This is a genomic window from Luteitalea sp., assembly GCF_022842525.1.
Lineage (GTDB): Bacteria > Acidobacteriota > Vicinamibacteria > Vicinamibacterales > Vicinamibacteraceae > Luteitalea.
In genome coordinates this window covers 14,076-35,496 of sequence record NZ_JALHPM010000055.1, presented here as the reverse complement: position 1 = coordinate 35,496, position 21,421 = coordinate 14,076, and the positions used below count along the sequence as shown (strand labels likewise).

The 21,421-nt window shown below is 70.4% G+C and carries 18 protein-coding genes and 1 pseudogene; 8 read left to right on the top strand and 11 right to left on the bottom strand.

Going from position 1 to position 21,421, the window contains the following annotated elements; genetic code table 11:
• Nucleotides 1-816 (bottom strand): annotated as a pseudogene (locus Q0C41_RS13095) (amidohydrolase); the annotation flags it as partial.
• A gap of 35 nt (nt 817-851) precedes the next feature.
• Nucleotides 852-2,708 carry a diguanylate cyclase gene (locus Q0C41_RS13090; RefSeq protein ID WP_291984229.1) on the bottom strand — a complete coding sequence of 619 codons (1,857 nt, stop codon included), beginning with the start codon at nt 2,706-2,708 and terminating at the stop codon, nt 852-854.
• 82 nt (nt 2,709-2,790) lie between these two features.
• Here Q0C41_RS13090 and Q0C41_RS13085 point away from each other — a divergent pair, with 82 nt between their 5' ends.
• Together Q0C41_RS13085 and Q0C41_RS13080 are read left to right on the top strand one after the other, a co-directional pair.
• Nucleotides 2,791-3,159, top strand: coding sequence for a hypothetical protein (locus tag Q0C41_RS13085; RefSeq protein WP_291984228.1), 369 nt, complete (start codon nt 2,791-2,793; stop codon nt 3,157-3,159).
• A gap of 142 nt (nt 3,160-3,301) precedes the next feature.
• On the top strand, nt 3,302-5,578 hold the full coding sequence (locus Q0C41_RS13080; protein WP_291984227.1) for a TonB-dependent receptor: 2,277 nt from the start codon (nt 3,302-3,304) through the stop codon (nt 5,576-5,578).
• A 7-nt stretch (nt 5,579-5,585) separates the two neighbouring features.
• On the opposite strand, the gene Q0C41_RS13075 is transcribed toward Q0C41_RS13080, so the two are convergent.
• The gene (locus Q0C41_RS13075; protein ID WP_291984226.1) at nt 5,586-6,149 is read right to left on the bottom strand and encodes a cob(I)yrinic acid a,c-diamide adenosyltransferase; all 564 of its coding nucleotides are present in this window, start codon (nt 6,147-6,149) and stop codon (nt 5,586-5,588) included.
• A gap of 22 nt (nt 6,150-6,171) precedes the next feature.
• Here Q0C41_RS13075 and Q0C41_RS13070 point away from each other — a divergent pair, with 22 nt between their 5' ends.
• Complete coding sequence (locus Q0C41_RS13070; protein ID WP_291984225.1) at nt 6,172-7,017, top strand: glutamate--tRNA ligase family protein; 846 nt, start codon at nt 6,172-6,174, stop codon at nt 7,015-7,017.
• Between the two features lie 7 nt (nt 7,018-7,024).
• Here the strand turns inward: Q0C41_RS13070 and Q0C41_RS13065 are convergent, their stop codons facing one another.
• From Q0C41_RS13065 to Q0C41_RS13055, 3 genes are read right to left on the bottom strand one after another with little or no spacing between them, the layout of a single operon-like run.
• Nucleotides 7,025-7,681 (bottom strand): GDSL-type esterase/lipase family protein, encoded by a 657-nt coding sequence (locus Q0C41_RS13065; RefSeq protein WP_291984224.1) that lies wholly within the window; start codon nt 7,679-7,681, stop codon nt 7,025-7,027.
• Between the two features lie 5 nt (nt 7,682-7,686).
• The gene (locus tag Q0C41_RS13060; protein WP_291984223.1) at nt 7,687-8,997 is read right to left on the bottom strand and encodes a dipeptidase; all 1,311 of its coding nucleotides are present in this window, start codon (nt 8,995-8,997) and stop codon (nt 7,687-7,689) included.
• A gap of 21 nt (nt 8,998-9,018) precedes the next feature.
• A complete protein-coding gene (locus Q0C41_RS13055; protein ID WP_291984222.1) occupies nt 9,019-10,305 on the bottom strand; it encodes an acetyl-CoA hydrolase/transferase C-terminal domain-containing protein in 1,287 nt (428 codons plus the stop codon).
• A gap of 69 nt (nt 10,306-10,374) precedes the next feature.
• Between Q0C41_RS13055 and Q0C41_RS13050 the strand changes: the two genes are divergently transcribed.
• Nucleotides 10,375-11,664 (top strand): M20 family metallopeptidase, encoded by a 1,290-nt coding sequence (locus Q0C41_RS13050; protein ID WP_291984221.1) that lies wholly within the window; start codon nt 10,375-10,377, stop codon nt 11,662-11,664.
• A gap of 33 nt (nt 11,665-11,697) precedes the next feature.
• Here Q0C41_RS13050 and Q0C41_RS13045 read toward each other — a convergent pair whose 3' ends face one another.
• From Q0C41_RS13045 to Q0C41_RS13035, 3 genes are read right to left on the bottom strand one after another with little or no spacing between them, the layout of a single operon-like run.
• On the bottom strand, nt 11,698-11,907 hold the full coding sequence (locus Q0C41_RS13045; RefSeq protein WP_291984220.1) for a hypothetical protein: 210 nt from the start codon (nt 11,905-11,907) through the stop codon (nt 11,698-11,700).
• The gene (locus Q0C41_RS13040) at nt 11,904-13,919 is read right to left on the bottom strand and encodes a ferrous iron transporter B (RefSeq protein WP_291984219.1); all 2,016 of its coding nucleotides are present in this window, start codon (nt 13,917-13,919) and stop codon (nt 11,904-11,906) included. The genes Q0C41_RS13045 and Q0C41_RS13040 overlap by 4 nt, the downstream gene beginning before the upstream one ends.
• Nucleotides 13,920-14,210 (bottom strand): FeoA family protein, encoded by a 291-nt coding sequence (locus Q0C41_RS13035; RefSeq protein ID WP_291984218.1) that lies wholly within the window; start codon nt 14,208-14,210, stop codon nt 13,920-13,922. It abuts the gene before it with no gap.
• 167 nt (nt 14,211-14,377) lie between these two features.
• On the opposite strand from Q0C41_RS13035, the gene Q0C41_RS13030 reads away from it, so the two are divergent.
• Genes Q0C41_RS13030 through Q0C41_RS13020 form a run of 3 tightly spaced genes read left to right on the top strand, consistent with a single transcriptional unit; the run spans nt 14,378 to nt 16,949 of the window.
• Nucleotides 14,378-14,791: an OsmC family protein gene (locus Q0C41_RS13030; RefSeq protein ID WP_291984217.1), complete on the top strand. Its 414-nt coding sequence runs from the start codon at nt 14,378-14,380 to the stop codon at nt 14,789-14,791.
• A complete protein-coding gene (locus tag Q0C41_RS13025; protein WP_291984216.1) occupies nt 14,784-15,905 on the top strand; it encodes a heparan-alpha-glucosaminide N-acetyltransferase domain-containing protein in 1,122 nt (373 codons plus the stop codon). The genes Q0C41_RS13030 and Q0C41_RS13025 overlap by 8 nt, the downstream gene beginning before the upstream one ends.
• A 24-nt stretch (nt 15,906-15,929) precedes the next feature.
• Nucleotides 15,930-16,949, top strand: coding sequence for an MBL fold metallo-hydrolase (locus Q0C41_RS13020; protein ID WP_291984215.1), 1,020 nt, complete (start codon nt 15,930-15,932; stop codon nt 16,947-16,949).
• A 6-nt stretch (nt 16,950-16,955) separates the two neighbouring features.
• Here the strand turns inward: Q0C41_RS13020 and dps are convergent, their stop codons facing one another.
• Together dps and Q0C41_RS13010 are read right to left on the bottom strand one after the other, a co-directional pair.
• A complete protein-coding gene (dps, locus tag Q0C41_RS13015; protein WP_291984214.1) occupies nt 16,956-17,459 on the bottom strand; it encodes a DNA starvation/stationary phase protection protein Dps in 504 nt (167 codons plus the stop codon).
• Between the two features lie 52 nt (nt 17,460-17,511).
• Complete coding sequence (locus tag Q0C41_RS13010; RefSeq protein WP_291984213.1) at nt 17,512-20,283, bottom strand: M14 family zinc carboxypeptidase; 2,772 nt, start codon at nt 20,281-20,283, stop codon at nt 17,512-17,514.
• Between the two features lie 352 nt (nt 20,284-20,635).
• Here Q0C41_RS13010 and Q0C41_RS13005 point away from each other — a divergent pair, with 352 nt between their 5' ends.
• A complete protein-coding gene (locus Q0C41_RS13005) occupies nt 20,636-21,400 on the top strand; it encodes a 5-oxoprolinase subunit PxpA (RefSeq protein WP_291984212.1) in 765 nt (254 codons plus the stop codon).
• The last annotated feature ends 21 nt before the right edge of the window (nt 21,401-21,421 follow it).

Here is a 21,421-nt window from a genome sequence, read left to right as displayed (position 1 = left end):
ACGCTCTTCCGATCTCGTCTTCTGCACCAGCGGCGCGATCTTGCCGTCATCGAGGTCCTGCGCGATGAGCGTGCCGAAGAAGCCGCTGCCGTTGGCGCCGACCGTGGCGCCGTCACGCAGCGCGGCCTCGGCATAGCCATCGAGATGATCGATCGACCGATAGCCTGCGTCGATGGCCCGATGGACGCCGACGGCGACCGGCACGTGCCCGGCAAACGGGATGCCGACCTCGGTGGCCGTCTTCGCCAGCGCGGTGAAGGCGTCCAGCGGCACGCCCGGGTGGATCTTGATGAGGTCGTAGCCCGCGGCCTTCTGCTCACGGGCCATCTGCTCACCCGCGGCGGCCGTGGTCACCGACTGGCCGTTGGCCGAGGGCCCCGACGTGTAAATCCGTGGGCCGAGCAGTTCGCCCTTCGCAACGCGATCACGCAAGGTGAGCTGGGCCGGGTGGCCGAGCATGCTCCGCACCGTCAACACGCCATGGACGACATTGAGCGACAGGATGCGCTGATTGAGGCCCTCGTTGGGGCCCGCCAGGTGGCCGTGCATCTCGCCGAGTGCCGGCAGCACGTACTTTCCGGCGCCATTGACGATCTGTGCGCCCGCCGGTGGCCGCACGGTCCCGATCGGTCCCATCTCGACGATGCGCCCCTCGCGGATGAGCAGCGTCTGCCGTTCAAGGACCCGCTCCCGATCCATCGGGATGACGTGGACACCGATGAGCGCGAGCACCGGCGTCTGGCCGCGCAGGGCGACGCCGAGCGTCACGATCGCCGCGAGGCTCGCGGCGATCCCGTACCGCAGGGGGATTCGCATGCGGGCAGGATACCGCCGAACGCCGGCCGCGTCGGCTACATCTTGTGCAGGGGGGGGCGCGGCAGATTGTTCGGGAAGGTGTCGCCGGAGCCGTGCTCCCGGTCCCGGTCGCCCTGCTCGCGCCAGCGGTGCTTGTCCTGGTACATGCGGGCATCGGCGGCGGCGAGCAGCGCCTCGGACGAATCGCCATCACGCGGGAACACGGCGGCGCCGATGCTCACGCCCAGCGTGAACGTCCGTCCATCGGGCAGGCGCACGTCGTGGCGCGCGATCTTGGTCTGCAGGTCGCGCAGGCGCTCCTCGGCCTCTTCCCGGCCGCATTCCGGCAGCATGATGACGAACTCGTCGCCGCCGTACCGGGCACACACGTCGTAGGGGCGCACGGCCTGTCGCAGCACCGCGGCCAGTTCCTTCAGGGCGAGATCGCCGATCGGGTGCCCCTCGTTGTCGTTGACGGACTTGAAGTCGTCCACGTCGACGAGCAGCAGCGCGAGCCGCGACGCCTGGCGTGCCGCCCGCGCCAGCTCCTGCGTGAGGTGCATCCACAGGAAGCGCGTGTTCGGCAGCCCCGTCAGCGGGTCGGTGAGGGCTTCTTCCTGGGCGCGCGAGAGCTGCAGCGCGTGGCTGACCACGGGCCCCGCCTGCCTCGCCACCATCTCGAGCATGCGGCACTCGTCCTGCGTGTAGCAGCCCGGCGTGACGTGGTAGATGGCCATCGCCCCGACCAGCTCGTTTCGCTCTCCGTAGAGCGGACAGACGATGGATGATCGCAGCCGTGTGGTGGCAGCGGCGCGGGCGTCCAGGCAGACGTGCGGATCGCCATTGGCCACGGCCCGCTGCTCGCGCAGCGACTGCCCGAACATGCCCGCCTCGGCGCTCACGTGGACGGTGGCCAGGACGTCGGCTTCGATCCCCTCGGTGAACGCCGCCTTGAAGCTGCGGCGCTCCGGGTCGTAGAGGTACAGGGCCGCGCTCGAGTACGGAATCACGCGCCGCAGCTTCTGCGCCAGCAACTGCGCGGTGCCCTCGACGCCGAGCCCGGCGCTGATCGCCTGGGAGATCTCGAACAGCGCCACGTCCTCGCGCCGTGCCGTGACGATCGACACCAGGGAACTGTCGACGGCGCTCTCGTGCCCGGCGCCCCCTTCGATCGACGGCAGCAGCGTGATGAAGCGCTCGACGATCGACGGGTCGAGCGACTTGCCTTCTTCTTCGCGCAGCACGGCGATGGCCGCCTCGCGGGTCAGGCGGTCCCGGTACGGGCGCTCGCTGACGAGGGCGTCGTAGTTGTCCACCACGGCGAGCACGCGCGCGCCCACGGGGATGGCGTCCTTCGCCAGGCCCTCGGGGTAGCCCTTGCCGTCCCAGCGCTCGTGATGCGACCGCACGAAGGCGCCGACGGCTTTCGGCAGGGGCACGCCCTCGATGAGCCCGGCGCTGACCTCGGGGTGGATGCGAATCTTGTGAAACTCCTCGACCGACAGCGGGCCCGGCTTGGACAGGATGTGGTCGGGGACGGCGAGCTGGCCGATGTCGAGCAGGAGCGCCGCCGTCCGCAAGGCGTCGATGTCGGCAGGCGGCAGGCCCACGGCCCTGGCCAGCGCCGTGGCCCACTCCCGCCGCCGCTGCAGCCGCTTGCCGGAGGGGTCGTGCTTGGCATCGATGGCGCCCGCGAGGGCTTCGACCAGCGAGCTGTGGACGTACTCCGCGGACGGTTCTTCCGCGCGCGTGACGGGCGGTCGCGCGAGGGCCGCCGCCGTGCCGAGGCCGACGCCGATGCCGACCAGGAGCGCACCACTCACCGCCTGCCCGCCGACCAGCAGCAGGGCGCCGCCGACGGCGCTGACGGCCGCCAGGAGCAGCAGCCGGGCAGGTGGAAGAGACCTGGTCACAGACCCAACAGTATCGCGCGTCCGACAGCACCGGCAAATGCTCGTCTTGACGATGGGCTGAGGCGGATGGCACTGTGAGCAGATGGTGGTGCCGCTGGCGACCCGACTCCGGGCGCTCTGGCTCGCGTGCCTGCTGGTGCTTGCGCCGGCAGGTCCCCTCGGGCTGCTGATCTCCGGTCACGTGACCGGCGAGAGCGCGCACGTCACCGCCGTCGTCCACGACGCCTCCGACCACGGCATCTCGGCCGGCGTGCTGCCCGACGCCTCGCCGGACCGCCACTGTCTGTACTGCCAGACCGCCTCGTCGCTCCGATTCGGCTGGGGTGGCGTGCCCGTCAGCCTGCTCGCCCCCGCATCGGCGTCGATCGAGTGGATCGCGCTCCAGGGTGGGGTCCCGCACTCGGACGCGCGGCCGGCGCTGCCGGCCCGGGCGCCACCGACTCGCGCCTGATCGGCCGTCCGGCCGACCGCTCCCGACCTGCTACCCATTCGAGTCCAGGTGCCGCGCCGCAGCCGCCGGCACCGGCGTGGTGCGCGATCGCGACCGCGCCAGGGGTGTCTGTCCAGACCCCGCCTGCACGGAGTATCGACACATGTTGCCCTGCTTCACCTCCCGGCTCGTCCGGGTGTCCACCGGCCTGGCCCTGGGCCTCGGCCTGTCCCTGATCGCGCCGTCGCCGGCCGTTGCGCAGTCCACCGCGCCCGCTGCGGCGATGCAACTCACCGGCCGGGTCCTCTCCGGCGAGAGCCGTCAGCCAGTGGCCGGCGCCACCGTCGTGCTCGAGGAACGCCGCACGACGGTGTTCACCGATGACACCGGCGCATTCACGCTGCCGACGCCTGCGTCGGGACTCGTCCACGTCCGCGTCAGCGCCACCGGGTTCCTGCCCATGCGCACCGAGGTCACGCTGGCCGACCCGCTGGCGCCGCTCGAGGTCCTGCTGCAGGAAGACCTGCACTATGCCGAGGCGGTCACGGTGGGGCCCGAGCCTCGCGACCCGTTCGAGTCCTACCAGCCGACGTCCGTGCTCTCCGGCCAGGAACTGAGCATCAAGCTCGAGGGGTCGCTCGGCGGGCTGTTGCGCAACGAGCCCGGCGTGTCCGAGCGGTCGCTCGGCCCCGGACCGTCGCGGCCGATCATCCGCGGCCAGGATGGCGATCGTGTCCTCATCCTGCAGAACAGCCAGCGCACCGCCGACCTGTCCAGCCAGTCGGGCGATCACGGCGTGACGATCAACCCCGCGGCGGCGACACAGGTCGAGGTGGTCCGCGGCCCGGCGACGCTGCTGTACGGCGCCAATGCGATTGGCGGCCTGGTCAACGTCATCTCGAACCAGATCCCGACGCGGCCGGCCACGGGCACCATGGGCGCGGCCCAGGTGGACCTCGCGACCAACGGCGGCCAGGCGGGCGGTGCGGCCGACGTCACGGTGGGCAACGGCCTGTGGGCGATGAACGTCGGCGGGTCGGCTCGCCGTTCCGGCAACTACGACACGCCCGAGGGTGAGGTCGACAACACGCAGACCCGTGGCTTCTTCGGCAACGTCGGCGTCGCCAGGACCACGGCCAACAGCTACGTCGGCGCCGGCGTGCAGCTCGACGACACCAAGTACGGCGTGCCGGTCATCGAGGGCGGCGAGATCCAGCTGACGCCGCGTCGGCAGGTGTACAGCGGCCGCGGTGAAGTGCGCAACATGACCGGGTTCTTCACGTCGGCGCGCGGCTCGGTCGCCTATCACCGTTATCGCCACGAGGAACTGGAGGGCGACGAGGTGGGCACAGAGTTCAGGAACGATCTGCTCGACCTCGACTTCCGCGCCACCCATCGTCCGGTCGGCCGGCTGACCGGGACGGTCGGCGTGTCCGGCTACACCCGGACGTTCGAGGCCGTCGGCGCCGAGGCGCTGTCGCCGAAGGTGGACCAGAACGTGGTCTCGGCGTTCACCTACCAGGAAGTGTCATGGTCGCACGCGACCCTGCAGTTCGGTGGGCGTTTCGACCGGGCGAGTTACGACCCGGCCGGTGGCCTGCGGCCGCGCGACTTCAACAACCTGTCGTTCTCGCTCGGGTCACTGCTGCGGCCGACCGAGCAGAGCACGCTGGCCATCAGCCTGGCGCGCGCGGCGCGCAACCCGGCGCTCGAGGAGCTGTACTTCTTCGGCGTGCACGCCGGCAACTTCTCCTTCGAGGTCGGCAACGACGACCTCGACTCCGAGGTGTCGTACGGACTCGACGTGTCCTACCGCGTCCGCCTGCCGCGCGTCTCGGCCGAAGTGACGTATTTCAACAACACCGTCGACAACTACATCTTCCGCAGCCCGCTGACCGAGGAGGAGTTCGACGCGCGGTTCCCGGGCCTCGAGGAAGAGGGCCACGAGGAAGGGCACGAGGAGGAGGGCCACCACGGCGACGAGGAGTTCCCGATCGTCGAGTTCATCGGCCGCGACGTGCGCCTGCAGGGCGTGGAAGCCCATGCCGACATCGACCTGTCCCGCGGGCTGCACCTCGAACTGGGGCTGGACACGGTGCGGGGCGAACTGCGTGACGGCGGCGACCCGCTCCCGCGCATCCCGCCGGTGCGCGTCACGGGCGGTCTGCGCTACCACTGGAATGCGCTGCAGCTCGGGGGCCAGGTGGTGCGCGCGTCGTCGCAGGATCGGGTCTACGACATCGAGACGCCGACCGACGGGTTCACCACGCTCCGCCTGTTCGGCGCCTACTCGCTGCAGGCCGGGCCGACGACCCACACGTTCTCGGCGCGGCTGGACAACGTCACCAACGAGCTGTTCCGCAACCACCTGTCGCTGGTGAAGGACCTGGTGCCCGAGATGGGGCGGAACTTCCGCGTCGTCTGGCAGGTGAAGTTCTAGCGCGCGCCTACAGCTGGCTGTTCCAGATCGGTTCCGGAATGGCCCGCTGGTGGTTCTCGTAGCGCGCCATGATGAACAGGGCGTCCGACAGCCGGTTCAGGTAAGGAATCACGAACGCGCCGACCGGCTCCTCGTGCGCGAGCGTGATCGCCTCGCGTTCGGCCCGGCGGCAGACGGTGCGGGCGACGTGGAGATGGGCGGCGCCGGGGGCGCCGCCCGGCAGCACGAAGTTCTCGATCGGGCCGACCACGTCGTTCAGCTCGTCCATCAGCGTCTCGAGGGCCTCGACGTGCCGCGGTTCGATCTGCGGAATGCGGTACGTCGCCTTGTCGTCCTCGAGGAAGCACAGGTCCGAGCCGAGGTGGAACAGCTCGTTCTGGATCACCGGCAGCGTCTGCGCGAGGCGGGGCACCAGGCCGCTGGCGAGGGCCACACCGATGACGGAATTCAGCTCGTCCACGGTGCCGTAGGTGGAGACTCGCAGGGCATCCTTCGCCACGCGCTGCCCACCCCCGAGCCCCGTCGTCCCGTCGTCTCCCTTGCGTGTGTAGATGCGCGTCAGCCGAGGCATCCGATCATTGTAGGCTACGCCGGTGACCATCGGCCGGCTCGCGCCGACGCCCTCCGGGCGGCTGCATCTCGGCAACGTCTGCGCCTTCGCCGGTGCGTGGCTGTCGGCGCGGGCCGACGGCGGGCGGCTGCTGTTGCGCATCGAGGACGTGGATCGCGGCCGGTCCCGCCTCGACGTCGAAGCGGACCTGCGCGCGGACCTGGCGTGGCTCGGCGTGCAGGCCGATGCCGAGACGCCGCGGCAGTCGTCGCGCGACTACGGCGCCGTGCTGGCGCACCTCGCGCCACGCCTCTACCACTGCCGCTGCACGCGCGCCATGCGCGACGAGGGTCTCGTGGCAACGGCCGGGTGCCCCGGCGGCTGTGCCGACCGCGGCTGGCCCGACGGCGCCCTTCGCTTCAGACTGCGCCCGGGCTTCGCGTCGTTCGTCGATCGCCGCTGGGGGCGATGCGAGAGCGATCCACGCGCCTTCGGTGATCCGATCCTCGTGCGGCGCGATGGCCTCGTCTCCTACAACCTCGCCGTCGTCGCCGACGACATCGCCGATGGGGTCAGCGACGTGGTGCGCGGCAGCGATCTGCTCGAGTACACGACCGTGCAGATGCAGCTGTGGGAGGCGCTGGGCGCGCCGCCGCCGCGCTGGCTGCACACGCCGCTGGTGCTCGGGCCCGATGGCCGCAAGCTGTCGAAGTCGCATGGCTCGGCACACGTCGGCGCGATGCGAGACGCTGGCGCCACGCCCGCCGACATCTGGCGCATCGTCCTGCCCTGGCTGGGCCTCGAGGGAGCGGGGTCGCTGCGCGAGGCGCTGCCACGCTGGGATCCGGCCGCCGGGCCTCGTGGACCGATCACGCTGGCCGCGACGTAGCCGCCGGTCAGCGCCCTGTCGCTGCCGATCGGCGCTGGAGGGGAGGGTCGGCCGCGAGGCGCTGGATCACCGGAAGCAATGCGTCGGCCATGCGGCGGTAGACGGCCGGCGTCGGGTGCAACTGGTCGGGACTCGCGAACAGGAGGTCGGGATGGCCCGGGGCGGCTGCGGCGGCCCGCGTGTCGCAGAACGCCATGCCGGGCCTGCTCGCGGCAGTCGCGCCAATCCAGCCGTTGATGGCGTGCATGCGCGCGTTCTGGTCGGCCGTCGCCGTGTCGTAGGGAATGATCGAGCAGGCCACGACGGGGAGCGCCGCGCTCAGGGCGCGTTCGTACATCGCGAGCAGGTGCGCCTGCACCGTCGCGGCATCGCGTCCCTGATACACGTCGTTGACGCCGGCCAGCAGCACGACCACCACGGAGGACTGTGACGCATGCGCCAGCACGTCGCGGTCGAAGCGCGCCGCGATCTCGTCGGCGCGTTCGCCGTTGACGCCGCGATTGAGGACGCGCCAGGCGGGCTCGGCGCGCGCCAGCCACCAGGGAAACTGGCTCGTCACGTCGCCCTCGCCGTCGGGCGGGGCCTCGACCGGCGACCGGAACCCCGGCGTGCCCGCCGTCGTCGAGTCGCCGAGCGCCACGATGGTGAGGGCCGGCGTCGGCATCGCGATCAGCGGACGGGCGGGAGCGGCTGGCCGCGACGCGTGACGTGATCGACGTCCTCGATCGTCTTGAGCGACGGCGCGGTGGACCGCAGGGTCGCGGCCGTGGCCTCGGCGCCGCGCATCACGCGCAGGATGTTGCGGCCAGAGATTTTCGCGAGATCGTCGCTGGAGTACCCGCGTCGTCCGAGCTCGGCGATGAGGGCCGGGTAGGTGCCGACGTGCTCCAGCCCCTGCACGACCGACGTGATGCCATCGAAGTCGCCGCCGAGGCCGATGTGGTCGATGCCCGCGACCTTGCGGATGTGGTCGATGTGGTCGGCGACCTGGGTCAGGGTGGCCCGTGGCTCCGGGTTGGTCGTACGCCACGCCTTCATCGCCGCGTCCAGGCCGGCCTTGTCGGCACCGAACTGCGACTGCAGCAACTGGCTCTGCGCCTGCGCCCGCCGCGAGTAGTTGGCCGCGTCCTGCGAGACGAAACCCGGCACGAAGGTGACCATCACGATGCCGCCGTTGCCGGCCACCTGCCGGAGGATCGCATCGGGCACGTTGCGGGGTACGTCGCAGACCGCCCGCGCGTTCGAGTGCGAGAAGATCACCGGCGCCCGCGAGACACGGATCGCGTCGGCCATCGTCTCCGGCGAAGTGTGGCTCAGGTCCACCAGCATGCCCAGCCGGTTCATCTCGCGGACGACCTCCTCGCCGAACGCCGAGATGCCGCCCAGCTTCGGGTCGTCGCTCGTGGAATCGGCCCACGGCACGTTGCGGCTGTGAGTGAGCGTCATGTAGCCCGCGCCGAGGCGATGCAGCATGCGCAGCGTGGCGATGGAGCTGTCGATCGAGTGCCCGCCCTCGACGCCCATCATCGACGCGATCTTGCCGGTGGCCATGGCGCGTTCGACGTCATCGGCCGTGCGCGCCAGCACGAACCTGTCAGGGTAGCGGCGCACCATCTCGTGCACGGCGTCGATCTGTTCGAGGGTGGCGCTGACCGCCGCGTCTCCCTGCAACTCCGCCGGCACGTACACCGACCAGAACTGTCCCCCGACGTGCCCCTGGCGGAGCCGCGGGAGGTCGGTCATCAGCTGCGGCTGTGGCGCGGCGATGTCGATGCGGTCGAAGTCGTACCTGGCGCGCTGCCGCATCTCCCACGGCAGGTCGTTGTGCCCGTCGATGATCGGCGACGTCGTCAGGACCGCGGCGGCGCCTCCCGCGGTCCCCGGAGCCGTGGGCGGTGCGGGCTGGGCAGCCAGAGGGACCAGGGCGCCTGAGACGACGAGGCTGGCCACGACCAGCCGGACATGAAGGAACGCGTGCATGGCGGGCTCGGGGTCGACTGGCTAGACGTGCCGGATCTCGGCGAGATCGCGGCGCAATTCGGCGCGGAAGTCCGGGTGCGCGATGCTGATGAGCATCTCGCCGCGCTCGCGGATCGAGGCGCCATGCAGGTTCACCGCCCCGAACTCGGTCACGATCCAGTGCACGTGCCCGCGCGTGGTGACGACGCCAGCGCCGGGCTTGAGCGTCGGCACGATGCGCGACAGCGTGCCCCGCGCGGCCGTCGACGGCAGCGCGATGATCGGCTTGCCGCCGGGCGACAGGGCGGCGCCGCGGATGAAGTCCATCTGCCCGCCGATGCCCGAGAAGATGCGGTAGCCGATGGAGTCGGCGCAGACCTGGCCGGAGAGATCGATCTCGAGCGCCGAGTTGATCGCCACGACGCGCGGGTTGCGGCGAATGGTCGACGTGTCGTTGGTGCGATCGCACGGGTGGAACTCGACCTGCGGGTTGTCGTCCACGAAGTCGAACAGGCGCCGCGTGCCGTTGACGAAGGACGTCACCGTGCGGTTGGGATGCACCACCTTGTGTCGGTTGGTGATCACGCCGTTCAACTGCAGGTCGATCAGGCCGTCGGAGAACATCTCGGTGTGGACGCCGAGTTCCAGCTTGTTGCCCAGGCGACGCAGGACGGCGTCGGGGATGCCGCCGATGCCCATCTGCAGCGTCGAGCCGTCCTCGACCAGGTCGGCGATCAGCTCGCCGATGGCGCCCTCGATCTCGGTCTCCGGCGCCGGCGTGTGCTCGTGCAGCGCGCGGTCGTTGGCGATGAAGGCATCGAGGCGGCTGGCCGGCACCACCACGTTGCCGCGCGTGCGCGGCATCTGCGTGTTGACCTCGGCGATCACCAGCGTGGCCGTGTCGGCGGCGGCCCGCGCCGCATCCACCGACGTGCCGAGCGTGCAGAAGCCATGGCGATCCGGCACCGACAGGCTGAGCAGGGCCGCATCGAGCTTCACCTGCCCGGAGAGGAACAGGCCCGGGATGTCGGAGAGGAAGATCGGGACGAAGTCGGCACGCCCCTCGGCGATGGCGCCGCGCAGCGGGGCGCCCGTGAACAGCGACACGGAGCGGAAGCGTCCGTCGTGTTCCGGGTCGGCGAAGGGCGCCGGCCCGGCGGTGTGGAGGTGGTAGACGGTGACGCCGGTCAGGTCGGTGCGGCGGGCGAGAGCCTCCAGCAGCGTGGTCGGCGTCGCCGCCGCGCCGTGGACGAAGACCTTCGCGCCGCTGCGGATGCCCGCGACGGCTTCGTCGGGCGACACCGCGCGGGATGTCCAGTCGGAATTCATGACTGACATTTTGGATCGGATCCGGTGGCGGCGGCGGGATCGGGCCCGCTTCCTTGCTACGATGCGCCGATGCGCCCCTTCGTGCTCCTTCTGACCGGTCTCCTGGCCCTGCCGGCCGTGGCTGACGCCCAGGACATCGCCCTGCCGCCGGCGGTCCGCCAGCGCCTCGCCGCGCAGGCGACCTCGCTTGCCCCGCGTCTGGTCGAGACCCGCCGCGACATCCACCGGCATCCCGAACTCGGGTTCCGCGAGACACGCACGGCGGCGCTGATTGCCGAGCGTCTGCGCTCGCTGGGCTTCGACGAGGTGCGGGAGCGCGTCGGGGTCACCGGCGTGGTCGCCGTCCTGAAGGGCGGCCGCCCGGGGAAGGTGGTCGCCATCCGTGCCGACATGGATGCCCTGCCGATTCCCGAGCTGATCGACGTGCCGTACAAGTCGACCGTCCCCAACGTCAAGCACGCCTGCGGGCACGACGGGCACGTGTCGATTGGCCTCGGCGTCGCCGAGGTCCTCGCGTCGATGCGCGCCGAGATTCCGGGGACGGTCGTCTTCCTGTTCCAGCCGGCCGAAGAAGGCGACCCCGACGGCGGGCTCTCCGGCGCCCAGCGCATGCTCGACGCCGGCGTCTTCGCCGGCCCGGTGCCGACGGCCGTCTTCGGCCTCCACGTGCTGCCGACCCTGCAGGTGGGCACACTCGGCGTCAACGTCGGGGCAGCGATGGCCAGCAGCAACCGCTTCACCATCACCATCACCGGCAAGAAGACCCACGCCGCCTACCCGCACACCGGCATCGACCCGGTGCCCGTGGCCGCGCAGGTGGTCTCAGTCCTGCAGACGATCCCGAGCCGCATGAACAACGCCGCCGAGCCGATCGTGGTCTCGGTCGGCACCATCAACGGCGGCAACCGCTTCAACATCATCGCCGACAGCGTCACGCTGACCGGCACCGTGCGCACGCTCAGCAAGGACGGCCCGGCGCGCGTCCGCGCCTGGATGGAGCGTGCCGTCAAGGGCGTCACCGACGCGTCAGGCGCCACCTACACGTTCGACTGGCCCACGTCCGGCAATCCGGTGACCTTCAACGAGGAGACGCTGGCCGCCGCCAGCCTGCCCGTGCTCGCCGACGTCGTCGGGGGGCGCGCCAACATCCTGTCGCCACCGCCGCAGATGGGGGCCGAGGACTTCGCGCTCTACCAGCAGAAGATGCCCGGGCTGTTCTTCTTCCTCGGCGTCGGCAACACCGCCCGCAACATCACGGCGATGATCCACACCGAGTACTTCGACATGGACGAGGCCGCCCTGCCCATCGGCGTGCGCGCGCTGTCGAGCGTCGCCCTCGACTGCCTGTATCGGAAATGAGGAGAGGTCGCCCGCGGATCTGAAGATCCGCGGCTACTTGGGCGCGTGTTTCTTCGCGGCGGCGGAACCGGCCGCGCAGTGACTGCAGCCGGCCGCGCCCGTGCCGTGCGGGATGCCCGTCGTGTCCGGCCGTCGCTCGAAGACTCCGAACACACGGCGCGCCACGACCCCGGCGGCCAGCAGCGCCACGATGAAGACGGTGAGGTGCTGCCACACCTGGTCGAATCCGAAGTCCTGAATCACTGGATCCCTCCGGCGCGCAGCGCCTGATAGACGACCAGCGCCGCCACGTACGCCAGCACCGACATGTACGCGAACTGCAGGAAGGCGTAGCGCCCGGACCCGGTCTCGCGCCGCGTCACCGTGAGCGTCGGCAGGCACTGCATCGCGAGCACGAAGAACACCAGCGCGCTGGCGGACGTCGCCGCCGTGAACAAGGGGGTGCCATCGTCGCGGGTCGCGCTGCGGATGCGCTCGATCACGCCGACGTCCACCTCGGCGTCGCCCGACCCTCCCACCAGCACCGACATCGTCGAGACGAAGACCTCGCGCGCGAGGAAGCTCGTGAGGATGCCCACGGTGAGCTGGGCATCGAAGCCGAGCGGGGCGAACACCGGCTGCGCGAGGCGGCCCAGCTGACCGGCGAACGACCCGCGCTGCGAGGCCTTCACCTCGAGCGCCTCGGCCTCGGCCAGCCACACGTCGCGCTGCGCGTCACTCATCGTGGCGCTGCTCGCCTGGGCCCGCAGGGCCACGGCGCGTTCCGGCGGCGGCACCTGCGGATACGCGCTCAGCCACCACATCACGATGCAGATCGCCATGATGACCGTGCCGGCGGTCTGCAGGAACGCCAGGCCCTGATCCTTGGCCGTGAACACCGCGTTGCGCAGCGAGGGCCACTTGTACGTCGGCAGTTCCAGCACCATCGGGCGCGCCTCGCCGCGCAGCCAGGTCCGCCCGATCAGCGTCGCCGTGCCCAGCGCGGCCAGCGCCCCGAGCAGGTAGCACGCGGCAAAGCACGCCGCCGCGTACAGCGGCTGGCGCGGAAACAGCAGGCTCGTCAGCAGGACGTAGACCGGCAGGCGCGCCGAGCAGCTCATGAGCGGCGCCACCAGAATCGTGGCCAGACGATCCCGGCGGTCGGGAATCAGTCGGGTCGACATGATCCCCGGCAACGCGCAGGCCGACGAGGTCAGCAGCGGCACGAAGGCGTGCCCGGGCAGACCGAAGCGGCGCAGCACGCGGTCCATCACGAAGGCCGCGCGCGCGAGATAGCCCGTGTCTTCGAGCAGGCTGATCAGGAAGAAGAGCAGGCAGATCTGCGGCAGGAACACGACCGTGCCGGCCACGCCGCCGATGATGCCCTGCGACACGAGATCCCGCACCGGGCCTTCGGGCAGCACCTGCGCGGCAAAGTCGCCGAGCCGCGCGAACGTCGCCTCGATCAGGTCCATCGGGATGGTCGCGAGCGCGAACAGGGTGTAGAACAGACCCCCCATCACCAGCAGGAAGACGACCAGGCCGAGGGCGGGGTGCGTGAACACGCCATCGAGCCGCTCGGTGAACGGATCGCGCGCATGCGGCGCCGACGGGCGGCCCGCGCTGTACGCCATCACATCGTCGGCCCAGTTGGTGAGCACCTCGATGGAGGCGCCCTCCCCGGGAATGCCCACCGCCGGCGCTTGCGCGGGCGGCGTCCGGCCCAGCGAGCGGGCCAACGCCGATCGCACCTCGTCCACTCCGTCACCGCGGCGCGCAATCATCGGCACCACGGGACAGCCGAGCCGCTCGGACAGCTTCTGCCCGTCGATCGTCAGCCCGCGTCCCTGCGCGAGGTCGATCATGTTGAGGGCGACGACGACGGGGAGGTCGTAGGCGAGGAGCTCGCCGACCAGCACCAGGTTCCGGGTGAGGTTGCAGGCGTCGATCACCACCAGCACGGCATCCGGCTGCCGGTAGAGACCGGCCCCGCTCAGCACGTCGCGGGCGATGCGCGTCTCGGGCACGTCCAGGCCGAGCTCGTAGAGCCCCGGCAGGTCGATGATCTCGGCGATCCAGTCGCCAGGCAGCGCGGCGCGGCCGACGCGGGAGGCCGTGGTGGTGCCCGGGAAGTTGGAGGTCTTGGCTCTGGCGCCGCAGAGGCGGTTGAAGAGCGTGGTCTTGCCGGTGTTCGGGTTGCCGATCAGGGCCACCCGCGCCGCATCACGCACGGTCGAGGACGCAGCGCCGGTCGTCTGCGGTGCGGCGACCGCCATCTAGCCCTCTTGTGTGTCGGGGACGACGAGGATGCCGTCGGCGACCTTGCCGGACAGCCCGATGCGCGTGGAGCGCACCTGCACGATGCAGGGCTCACCCGCCTTGCACAGCGTGAGCTGGCACTCGCGCGTCAGCCCGAGCGCCCGCAGCAGGTCGCAGGACTCGGGGTCCAGCGCCGTCCCGCGGAAGCGCACGACCGACCCGGCCCGCAGGGAACTCAGCGGAATGGGATCAGGGTCGGCGGGCGTGGTCGCACGCGCGGGCGCGGCGGTCGCGGGTGGCTCGATCATGGGGAGGTCCACGTCCCGCCGGCCCATCGACTGATGGCGACCGTACGGGTCCGATTTCCGAAATCGATCCTAGCACGGAACTGAGACTCGCTCTCAAGACGCCTCACGGCCGGCTCGGAGAGCCGGCCCTACCTGTTTCAGAGCGTCAGGGCCGTTAGAATTCCCGCATGGCCAAGCCTCCCGTCGAAGTCTCCCTGCAGTGGACCCGCGACCTCGTCTTCGACACGGAGGTCGCGGCCGGCCCCGGACCCGTCCTCGATGGCGACGCCGTCGCCGGTGCGTCGCCCGTCCAGGCCATCGCGCTCGCCCTCGGGGCCTGCATGGGCGTCGATCTCGTGATGATCCTGAAGAAGGGGCGGCACGACCTGCAGGGCCTGAAGGTCAAGGTCGTCGGGACCCGTGCCGATGGGCCGCCGGCGTACTACACGGGCTACGCCATCCACTACGACGTGACCGGCCCGATCCCGGACGCCGCGATCCAGCGCGCCATCGACCTGTCGCGCGACACGTACTGTTCCGTCTGGCACAGCCTGCGCACCGAGACGCCCCTCGAAGTCACCTTCACCCGGCTCGATGGCTGAGGTGCTGCCGCCGCCGCCGGTCGTGCGACGCGCGCGCGCCGGCTACATCGACTGGATGCGCGGTCTCGCGGTCCTCATCATGGTCCTCGCGCACGTCGTCGACGCCTGGACCGTGATGGGCCCGACCCGACAGACGCGGCCGTACTTCTGGTTCATGGTGCTGGCGGGGATGGGCGCACCGCTGTTCCTGTGGCTTGCCGGTCTGGCGGTGCCGCTCGCGGCCCATGCGCGCATGCGCCGGGGGGCCTCGCTGGCCGAGGCCAGCTGGTCACTCCAGAAACGCGGTTGGCAGATCTTCGGCCTCGCCCTGCTGTTCCGGCTGCAGGCGTATGTCTTCAGCGCCGGCGCCACGATCTACGGGATGCTCAAGGTGGACATCCTGAACATCATGGGGCTCTCGCTGGTGGCCGCGGGCTGGCTGTGGGGGCGGGGACGGACGCCACGGACGCGCCTGCTCCTGTCGCTCGGCGTCACCGTGGCCATCCTGGTGCTCACGCCCCTGCTGCGGGTCTGGTCCTGGCCGGCGCTCCTGCCCGATCCGATCGAGTGGTACCTGCGTCCGGCGCCGGCGCGCAGCACCTTCACGCTATTTCCCTGGAGCGCGTTCGTCTTCGCCGGCCTGGGGCTCGGCGAATGGTTGGCGATCACCGCCACCGATCGACAGCGCTGGTTCCATGCGGCCTGCCTCATCGGGGGCGTCAGCCTCTCCGTGGCCGCGTACCAGTTGTCGTTCGTGCCCACCCTGTTGCCTGGGTCCAACTTCTGGACGACGTCGCCGGCCTTCTTCTCCGTGCGTCTCGGGGTGCTGGTCGCGGCGTTCGGGCTGCTGTACTTCCTGCTCCACCCCGACAGCGTGTGGGCGCGACTCACGTGGCCTCGACACTGGAGCCCGATGGAACTGCTCGGGCGCACGTCGCTCTTCCTGTACTGGGTCCACGTCGAGCTCGCCTACGGCCTGCCCTCGCGTCCCCTGCACAAGGCCCTGTCGTTCAATGGCGCGCTGGTCGCGTTCGCGGTGTTCATGGCGGGCATGGTGGCCCTTGCCATGGTCAAGTCGAAGTACTGGGATCACGAAACGCCATGGCACAGGTCCAGCCGACCTGACGCAGAATAGGCCGTCCGTCACCGGAGAACGTCCATGCGTACCCTGCTGCCGCTGTGCGGCGTCGTGCTCACCGCCACGGTTGCGTCGGCCCAGCCGACGCTCGACATCCATCACATCGACGTCGAGGGGGGCGCGGCCACCCTCATCGTCACGCCGGCTCGCGAGTCGGTGCTCGTGGATGCCGGCTGGCCTGGCAACGGCGGACGTGACGTCGGCCGCATCGAGGCGGCGATGAAGGCCGCGGGCATCAGCCGCATCGACCACCTGATCGTCACGCACTACCACACCGATCACGCCGGCGGTGTGCCGGCGCTCGTCGCCCGGGTGCCGGTCGGGGCGTTCTACGACCACGGGCTGATGGAGGAGCCGCACGCGCCAGACTTCGCCGCGAACTATCAGGCGTACATGGCGGCGGTGCCGCAGCGCCGCACGCTCGCGCCCGGCGACGTGCTGCAGTTGCGACCTGCGCCTGACGCCACGCCCATCACGCTGCGCGTCGTCGCCGGTCACGGCAAGGTGGTGTCGCGAGACTCGGGGCGGCGCAACGCGAAGTGCGACAGCGTTCCGGCCAAGCCGGTGGATGTGTCGGACAACGCGCGCAGCGTCGGCTTCGTGCTGACCTATGGCGCCTTCGACTTCTTCGATGCCGGCGACCTGACGTGGAACACCGAAGCGCAGCTCGTGTGCCCCAACGAGCGTCTGTCGGCCGTCGAGGTCTATCAGGTGACGCACCACGGGCTGGACACCAGCAATCACCCGCTGGTGCTCGACGCCCTGTCGCCGACGGTGGCCGTGATGAACAACGGCGCGAAGAAGGGGGGATCGGCAGCGACCGTCAAGGCGCTGAAGGCCCTGCCGTCCCTGAAGGCGCTCTATCAGCTGCACCGCAACGTGACGACCGGGCCGGACGACAACACGTCGCCCGACCTGATCGCCAACCCGGAGGAAACGCCGGATGCCGGCCATGGCGTGACGGTGCGGGCCCGCAAGGACGGCACCTTCACGGTCGTCAACCACCGGACGGGGGACACGCGCGCCTTCGCGGCGCGCTGAGTCCGTCTAGCCCTTGTGGGCCTCGACGAACCACATGTACTTGTCCACCTCGTGGGCGATGCCGGTGAGCAGGTCGGCGGTGACGGCATCGTCGAGCTCGTCGGCGTCCTCGATGCCCTGACGCAGGGCCGTGCCGAACTTCGCCAGGGCGGACGACACGCCGTCCACATGGCTCTTCCAGTCCTGCGCCTCGACCGGATACGGCGCCAGCGTGGTGCGCTCGACCACCGCCTGCGCCGTGCCCACCGCGACGCCACCGAGCATCACGGCGCGCTCGGCGATCTCGTCCTTGAAGGCGGCGGCTGCGGCGGCCACCTTGTCGAAGAGTTCATGCAGCCCGATGAAGTTCGGGCCCTTGACGTTCCAGTGCGCCTGCTTGGCCTGCAACTCGAGGTCGATGGCGTCGGCGAGCCGCGCGTTCAGCAGCTCGACGGCAGACTGGCGGGTCTCGGTGTCCAGGCCGTGCCTGGTCGGGTTGAGGTGAATCTCGGCAACGCTCTTGTTCGACATGCCTGATTAGACGCACCTCGCCGTGCTGCAGGCAACCACAGCCGTCGCGGCCTCAGTGGGCCGCCCCTGCCGTGGCGCCCGCCGTGGCCGTCGCGGGCTTCTTCGCCGGCGTGTCATTCCAGAAGAGCACCGCCGCATTGAAGAGCATGCCGAACTCGCCGTGGTTCTGCCAGCGGTAGCACGGGTTGGTGGCGAAGGCGACGACGCGGCCCTTGCCGACGGGCGTGGCGACGAGGGCCGGTCGGCGGCGCGTCTCGGCGGCGCCGCGCATTAGGCCGCTCAGCACGCCCTCGTCACCGCCGGTGAAGCGCATCAGCACCTGGTCGGCGACATCCTCCTGGGGCACCTGGAAGAGCGGGCCATTGGCGTACCGCACGGGCAGGGTCGGCTTCGTGTAGCCGAAGAAGATCGGGTGCTCCGGACGCAGCACCTCGACCTGCACGATCGGGCCCGGCGCGTAGAACGCACCGGTCGGTCGTGTGGCGGTGACCTCGCGGACCAGGCCGAACTCGGCCGGCATGTACGAGGACGCGCCGAGCGTGATCAGCACGCCACCCTCGTCGACGAACTTCTGCAGTTCGAGCACGCCCTCGAGCCCCATGCCGCCGGTGATGTCGTCGGACTCGCCGTAGGTGCCGAGGCTCGGGTACGCGGGATCCTTGCGGTAGGCGAGGGGCCCCGCCTTGCGTTCGACGTCGTACACGAGCGACTTGCCGGTGGTGCCCTGGTGGGGCACGAGGATGACGTCGTAGGCGGCGCGCAGCGATCCCTGCCGGATGCGCTCCTTGTACACGAGGTCGTAAGGAATGCCGAACGTGTCGAAGGCGTGACGCACCCAGCCGACCTCCTGCGTGCGGCCCCAGGTCGTGAACATCGCCAGACGCGGCAGGTCGACATCGATGGTGGCGACCTCCGGCATGGCGGCGAGCCCGTGGGCGTCGAGCCCCAGCCGCTTCACGGCGTCGGTGAACGCGGCGCCGGCGCTGGCCGGCACGAGGAAGGCCCCGGCGGGGTAGTTGACCTGGCCGACCGTGAAGGCGGCGGCCGCGGCCCGCACCGCTACGCCGCTGCCCAGGGCGAGGCGCAGGCGCACCATGTCGTTGGAGCCGTGGTGGGCGACCACCCAGCCGGCCGACGCCCCGGTGTCGGCGACGGTGCCCGTGCGCGACAGGTCGGTGACCAGCGGGGCCGCCACGTCGAGGACCGTCTTGTCGACCGTCGGCTTGACCTCCACCTGGAGCATCAACCCCATCGTCCAGCCCGTGTCGTCGTAGGTCCGCAGTGACGGGTCCGGGAACGTCTGCTTTTCGAGCAGGGTCTTCGCGAGCCGGCCGTACGGCTGGTTGCGCTTGACGAGATACGAGCCGGCGGCATACGTGCCGTCGGACAGCGTCACCTCGCCAGTCGCCCGCCCGACCTCGATGCCCTGTCGCTGCAGGAGCGTGATCAGCAGGTCGACGCGCGTCTGGTCCTTCTGCGCGGCGGGGATGACGAAGGCAAACGGCGCCTCCTTCTGCCCGGCCTCGACGCTGTTGCGGCTCTTGCGGTAGAAGTTCTCGACGATCACGTCAGGAAACGCCGACGCGTACTGCAGCGCCGAGAGGACGGCCGTCTGCATGTAGTTGGTGTTGTTGCGCAGCGACCACAGCACGTCGCGGTAGGGCGGCAGCGGGCGGTACCACTCGCGGCTCGTCTGCCCGGCGCCCTCGGGCGGGGCGACGCGCCGCTTCATGGTCGTGGCGCCGCCATTGCCGAAGGTCTCGTACATGCGAACCAGACCGTTGTGGTTCGACGCCATGAAGGCCAGGTAGCCGGGCGACCACATGTCGACGAAGCCGTGGGTCCACACGCCGGGCATGCCGTACTTGGTGAGCTGCGCCATCTCGAAGTTGGCAAACATCGGCAGCTCGCCGTAGACGATCGGGTCGAGATTGGGATTCTGCGGCGCCTGTCCAGAGAAGGTGTAGAGGAACGGCACCGACTCGTGCAGGTCGTGCATCACCGGCGGATGCGTCTTCAGGTACCACTCGAGATGCGCGCGCAGGGTCACCTGCGAGTAGTTGATGTCGCGATTGTTGTCGTGAAAGATGTACTTGCCCCAGTACGGCGGGCCGGAGATGCGGTCCTTCTCCTCGGTGATGTCGACCATGTACTTGCGGTACCAGTCGATGTAGCGGTCGCGTCCGTCGGGATCGCTGGCTGGCGTGAAGCTGACGATGACGCGGTCGCGGATCTGGCGGATGAGCGGCGTGTCGCTGGCCACGAGACGATAGGCCAGCTCCATCAGCATCTCGGGCGGGCCGGTCTCGGCGCTGTGCAGGCCGGCCATCAGGTGGTACATCGGCGGGGTGGTGGCGACCAGTCGCGCGGCGTCGGCCTCGGACAGTCCCCGCGGGTCGGCCAGTCGGCCCAGGTTCGCGATGTGTGTCGGAAGCTGCTTCAGCGTCGCTTCGCTCGCGATGTAGACGACGGTGACGTCCCGCCCTTCGTCGGTCGTGCCGATCGTGGTGACGCGGATGCGCGGCGACGCCTTCTCCAGGGCCCGGTAGTAGGCGAGCGCGGCGTCGGTCTTGGTCAGGCGCTTCGGCGTGCCGACGTGGTAGCCGAGCACGTCCTTCGGCGTCGGAATGCCCTTCACCAGGGGCAGGTGATCGACCAGCGGACTCAGGAACTCGGGGCCCGTCGTCCACTCGCGGACGCTCCTGGCGAACTCGGGATCGAACGTCTCGCGCGGGGTCGGCGCCGGCTGCGCGTGCGGCAGTGCACCGAGCAGGAGAGTGAGACACGCAGTGAGGGCCCAGCGCGACAGACGGACGGAGCACATGGCGCCGACTATAGCCGCAGACGGACGCCTCGGCGAGGCGTCCGTCCCACCCGCGGACGCTAGATGGGAGGGACCGCTCGCCGAGCGGTCCGTGACCCAGAACTGTGATTCGAGCCTCGGATTCGTCATCGGCCTCGCCCGCGCCCGCACGCCTGGCGCCACCAAATACGCGAAAGTCCCTGCATTCGCCGGTGGCATGGCGGTTGCTCTTCTACAAGGCGTCGGCGGTCTGTTTGTGGCACGATGCCACAGTGCTGGGGAGCCAGATCGTCGGCAGCAGGGGCTGCGCAATTCTGCGCGGCCTCTGCCCGTTTATACCGGTCCTCCTGACGACCCGCCACGAGGAGGCCCGGTGATCCCCCGGATCGATCTCAACGCCGACCTCGGAGAACACGACGGCGCGCCGCCTGCCGCCGCGCGCGACCTGCTGCGTGCCGTGACCTCGGCCAACGTGGCGTGCGGGTGGCACGCCGGCGATGCCGTCAGCATGCGCCTGACCGTCTCCGAGGCCGCTACCCTCGGCGTCCAGATCGGGGCCCACCCGTCCTATCCGGACCGCGCAGGCTTCGGTCGTCGTGTGGTGCCGATGTCCCCGACCGAGATTGCCGACGCCGTCGCGCACCAGGTCCACGCGCTGTGCGCCGTGGCAACCGCCGAGCGCGCGGCGGTGCGCCATGTGAAGCCGCACGGCGCCCTGTACAACCTCGCCTGCCGCGACCGACAGGTCGCCGACGGCATCGTCTCCGGCGTGCTCCTCGTGGACGCCGCGCTCGCGCTGTACGCGCCGGCCGACTCGGTGCTCGCGCTCGCCGGCGCAGCCGCCGGCCTCCACGTCGTCGCCGAGGGATTCCTCGACCGCGCCTACGAAGACGACGGCACGCTCACGCCGCGCGATGTGCCCGGCGCCGTGCTGGACGACGCGGCCGCGGCCGCGGTGCGCGCGGTCGACTGGATGCGGACCGGCACGGTGCGCACCCGTACCGGGCGCGTGCTGACACGGCGACTCGAGACGCTCTGTGTCCACGGCGATACGGGAGATGCCGCGTCCATCGCGGTCGGCGTGCGCGCGGCCCTGGCGGCCGCGGGGGTGCGCGTCCTGCCCGCGCTTGAGGCGTGACACGCGTTGGTGTTGGCGCGA

Coding starts and splice junctions, on each gene's coding strand:
- Q0C41_RS13085 (WP_291984228.1), top strand. CDS start 2,791: ATGGTGGTGCCGCTGGCGACCCGACTCCGGGCGCTCTGGCTCGCGTGC.
- Q0C41_RS13080 (WP_291984227.1), top strand. CDS start 3,302: ATGTTGCCCTGCTTCACCTCCCGGCTCGTCCGGGTGTCCACCGGCCTG.
- Q0C41_RS13075 (WP_291984226.1), bottom strand. CDS start 6,149: ATGCCTCGGCTGACGCGCATCTACACACGCAAGGGAGACGACGGGACG.
- Q0C41_RS13065 (WP_291984224.1), bottom strand. CDS start 7,681: ATGCCGACGCCGGCCCTCACCATCGTGGCGCTCGGCGACTCGACGACG.
- Q0C41_RS13060 (WP_291984223.1), bottom strand. CDS start 8,997: ATGCACGCGTTCCTTCATGTCCGGCTGGTCGTGGCCAGCCTCGTCGTC.
- Q0C41_RS13055 (WP_291984222.1), bottom strand. CDS start 10,305: ATGAATTCCGACTGGACATCCCGCGCGGTGTCGCCCGACGAAGCCGTC.
- Q0C41_RS13050 (WP_291984221.1), top strand. CDS start 10,375: ATGCGCCCCTTCGTGCTCCTTCTGACCGGTCTCCTGGCCCTGCCGGCC.
- Q0C41_RS13040 (WP_291984219.1), bottom strand. CDS start 13,919: ATGGCGGTCGCCGCACCGCAGACGACCGGCGCTGCGTCCTCGACCGTG.
- Q0C41_RS13035 (WP_291984218.1), bottom strand. CDS start 14,210: ATGATCGAGCCACCCGCGACCGCCGCGCCCGCGCGTGCGACCACGCCC.
- Q0C41_RS13030 (WP_291984217.1), top strand. CDS start 14,378: ATGGCCAAGCCTCCCGTCGAAGTCTCCCTGCAGTGGACCCGCGACCTC.
- Q0C41_RS13025 (WP_291984216.1), top strand. CDS start 14,784: ATGGCTGAGGTGCTGCCGCCGCCGCCGGTCGTGCGACGCGCGCGCGCC.
- Q0C41_RS13020 (WP_291984215.1), top strand. CDS start 15,930: ATGCGTACCCTGCTGCCGCTGTGCGGCGTCGTGCTCACCGCCACGGTT.
- dps (WP_291984214.1), bottom strand. CDS start 17,459: ATGTCGAACAAGAGCGTTGCCGAGATTCACCTCAACCCGACCAGGCAC.
- Q0C41_RS13010 (WP_291984213.1), bottom strand. CDS start 20,283: ATGTGCTCCGTCCGTCTGTCGCGCTGGGCCCTCACTGCGTGTCTCACT.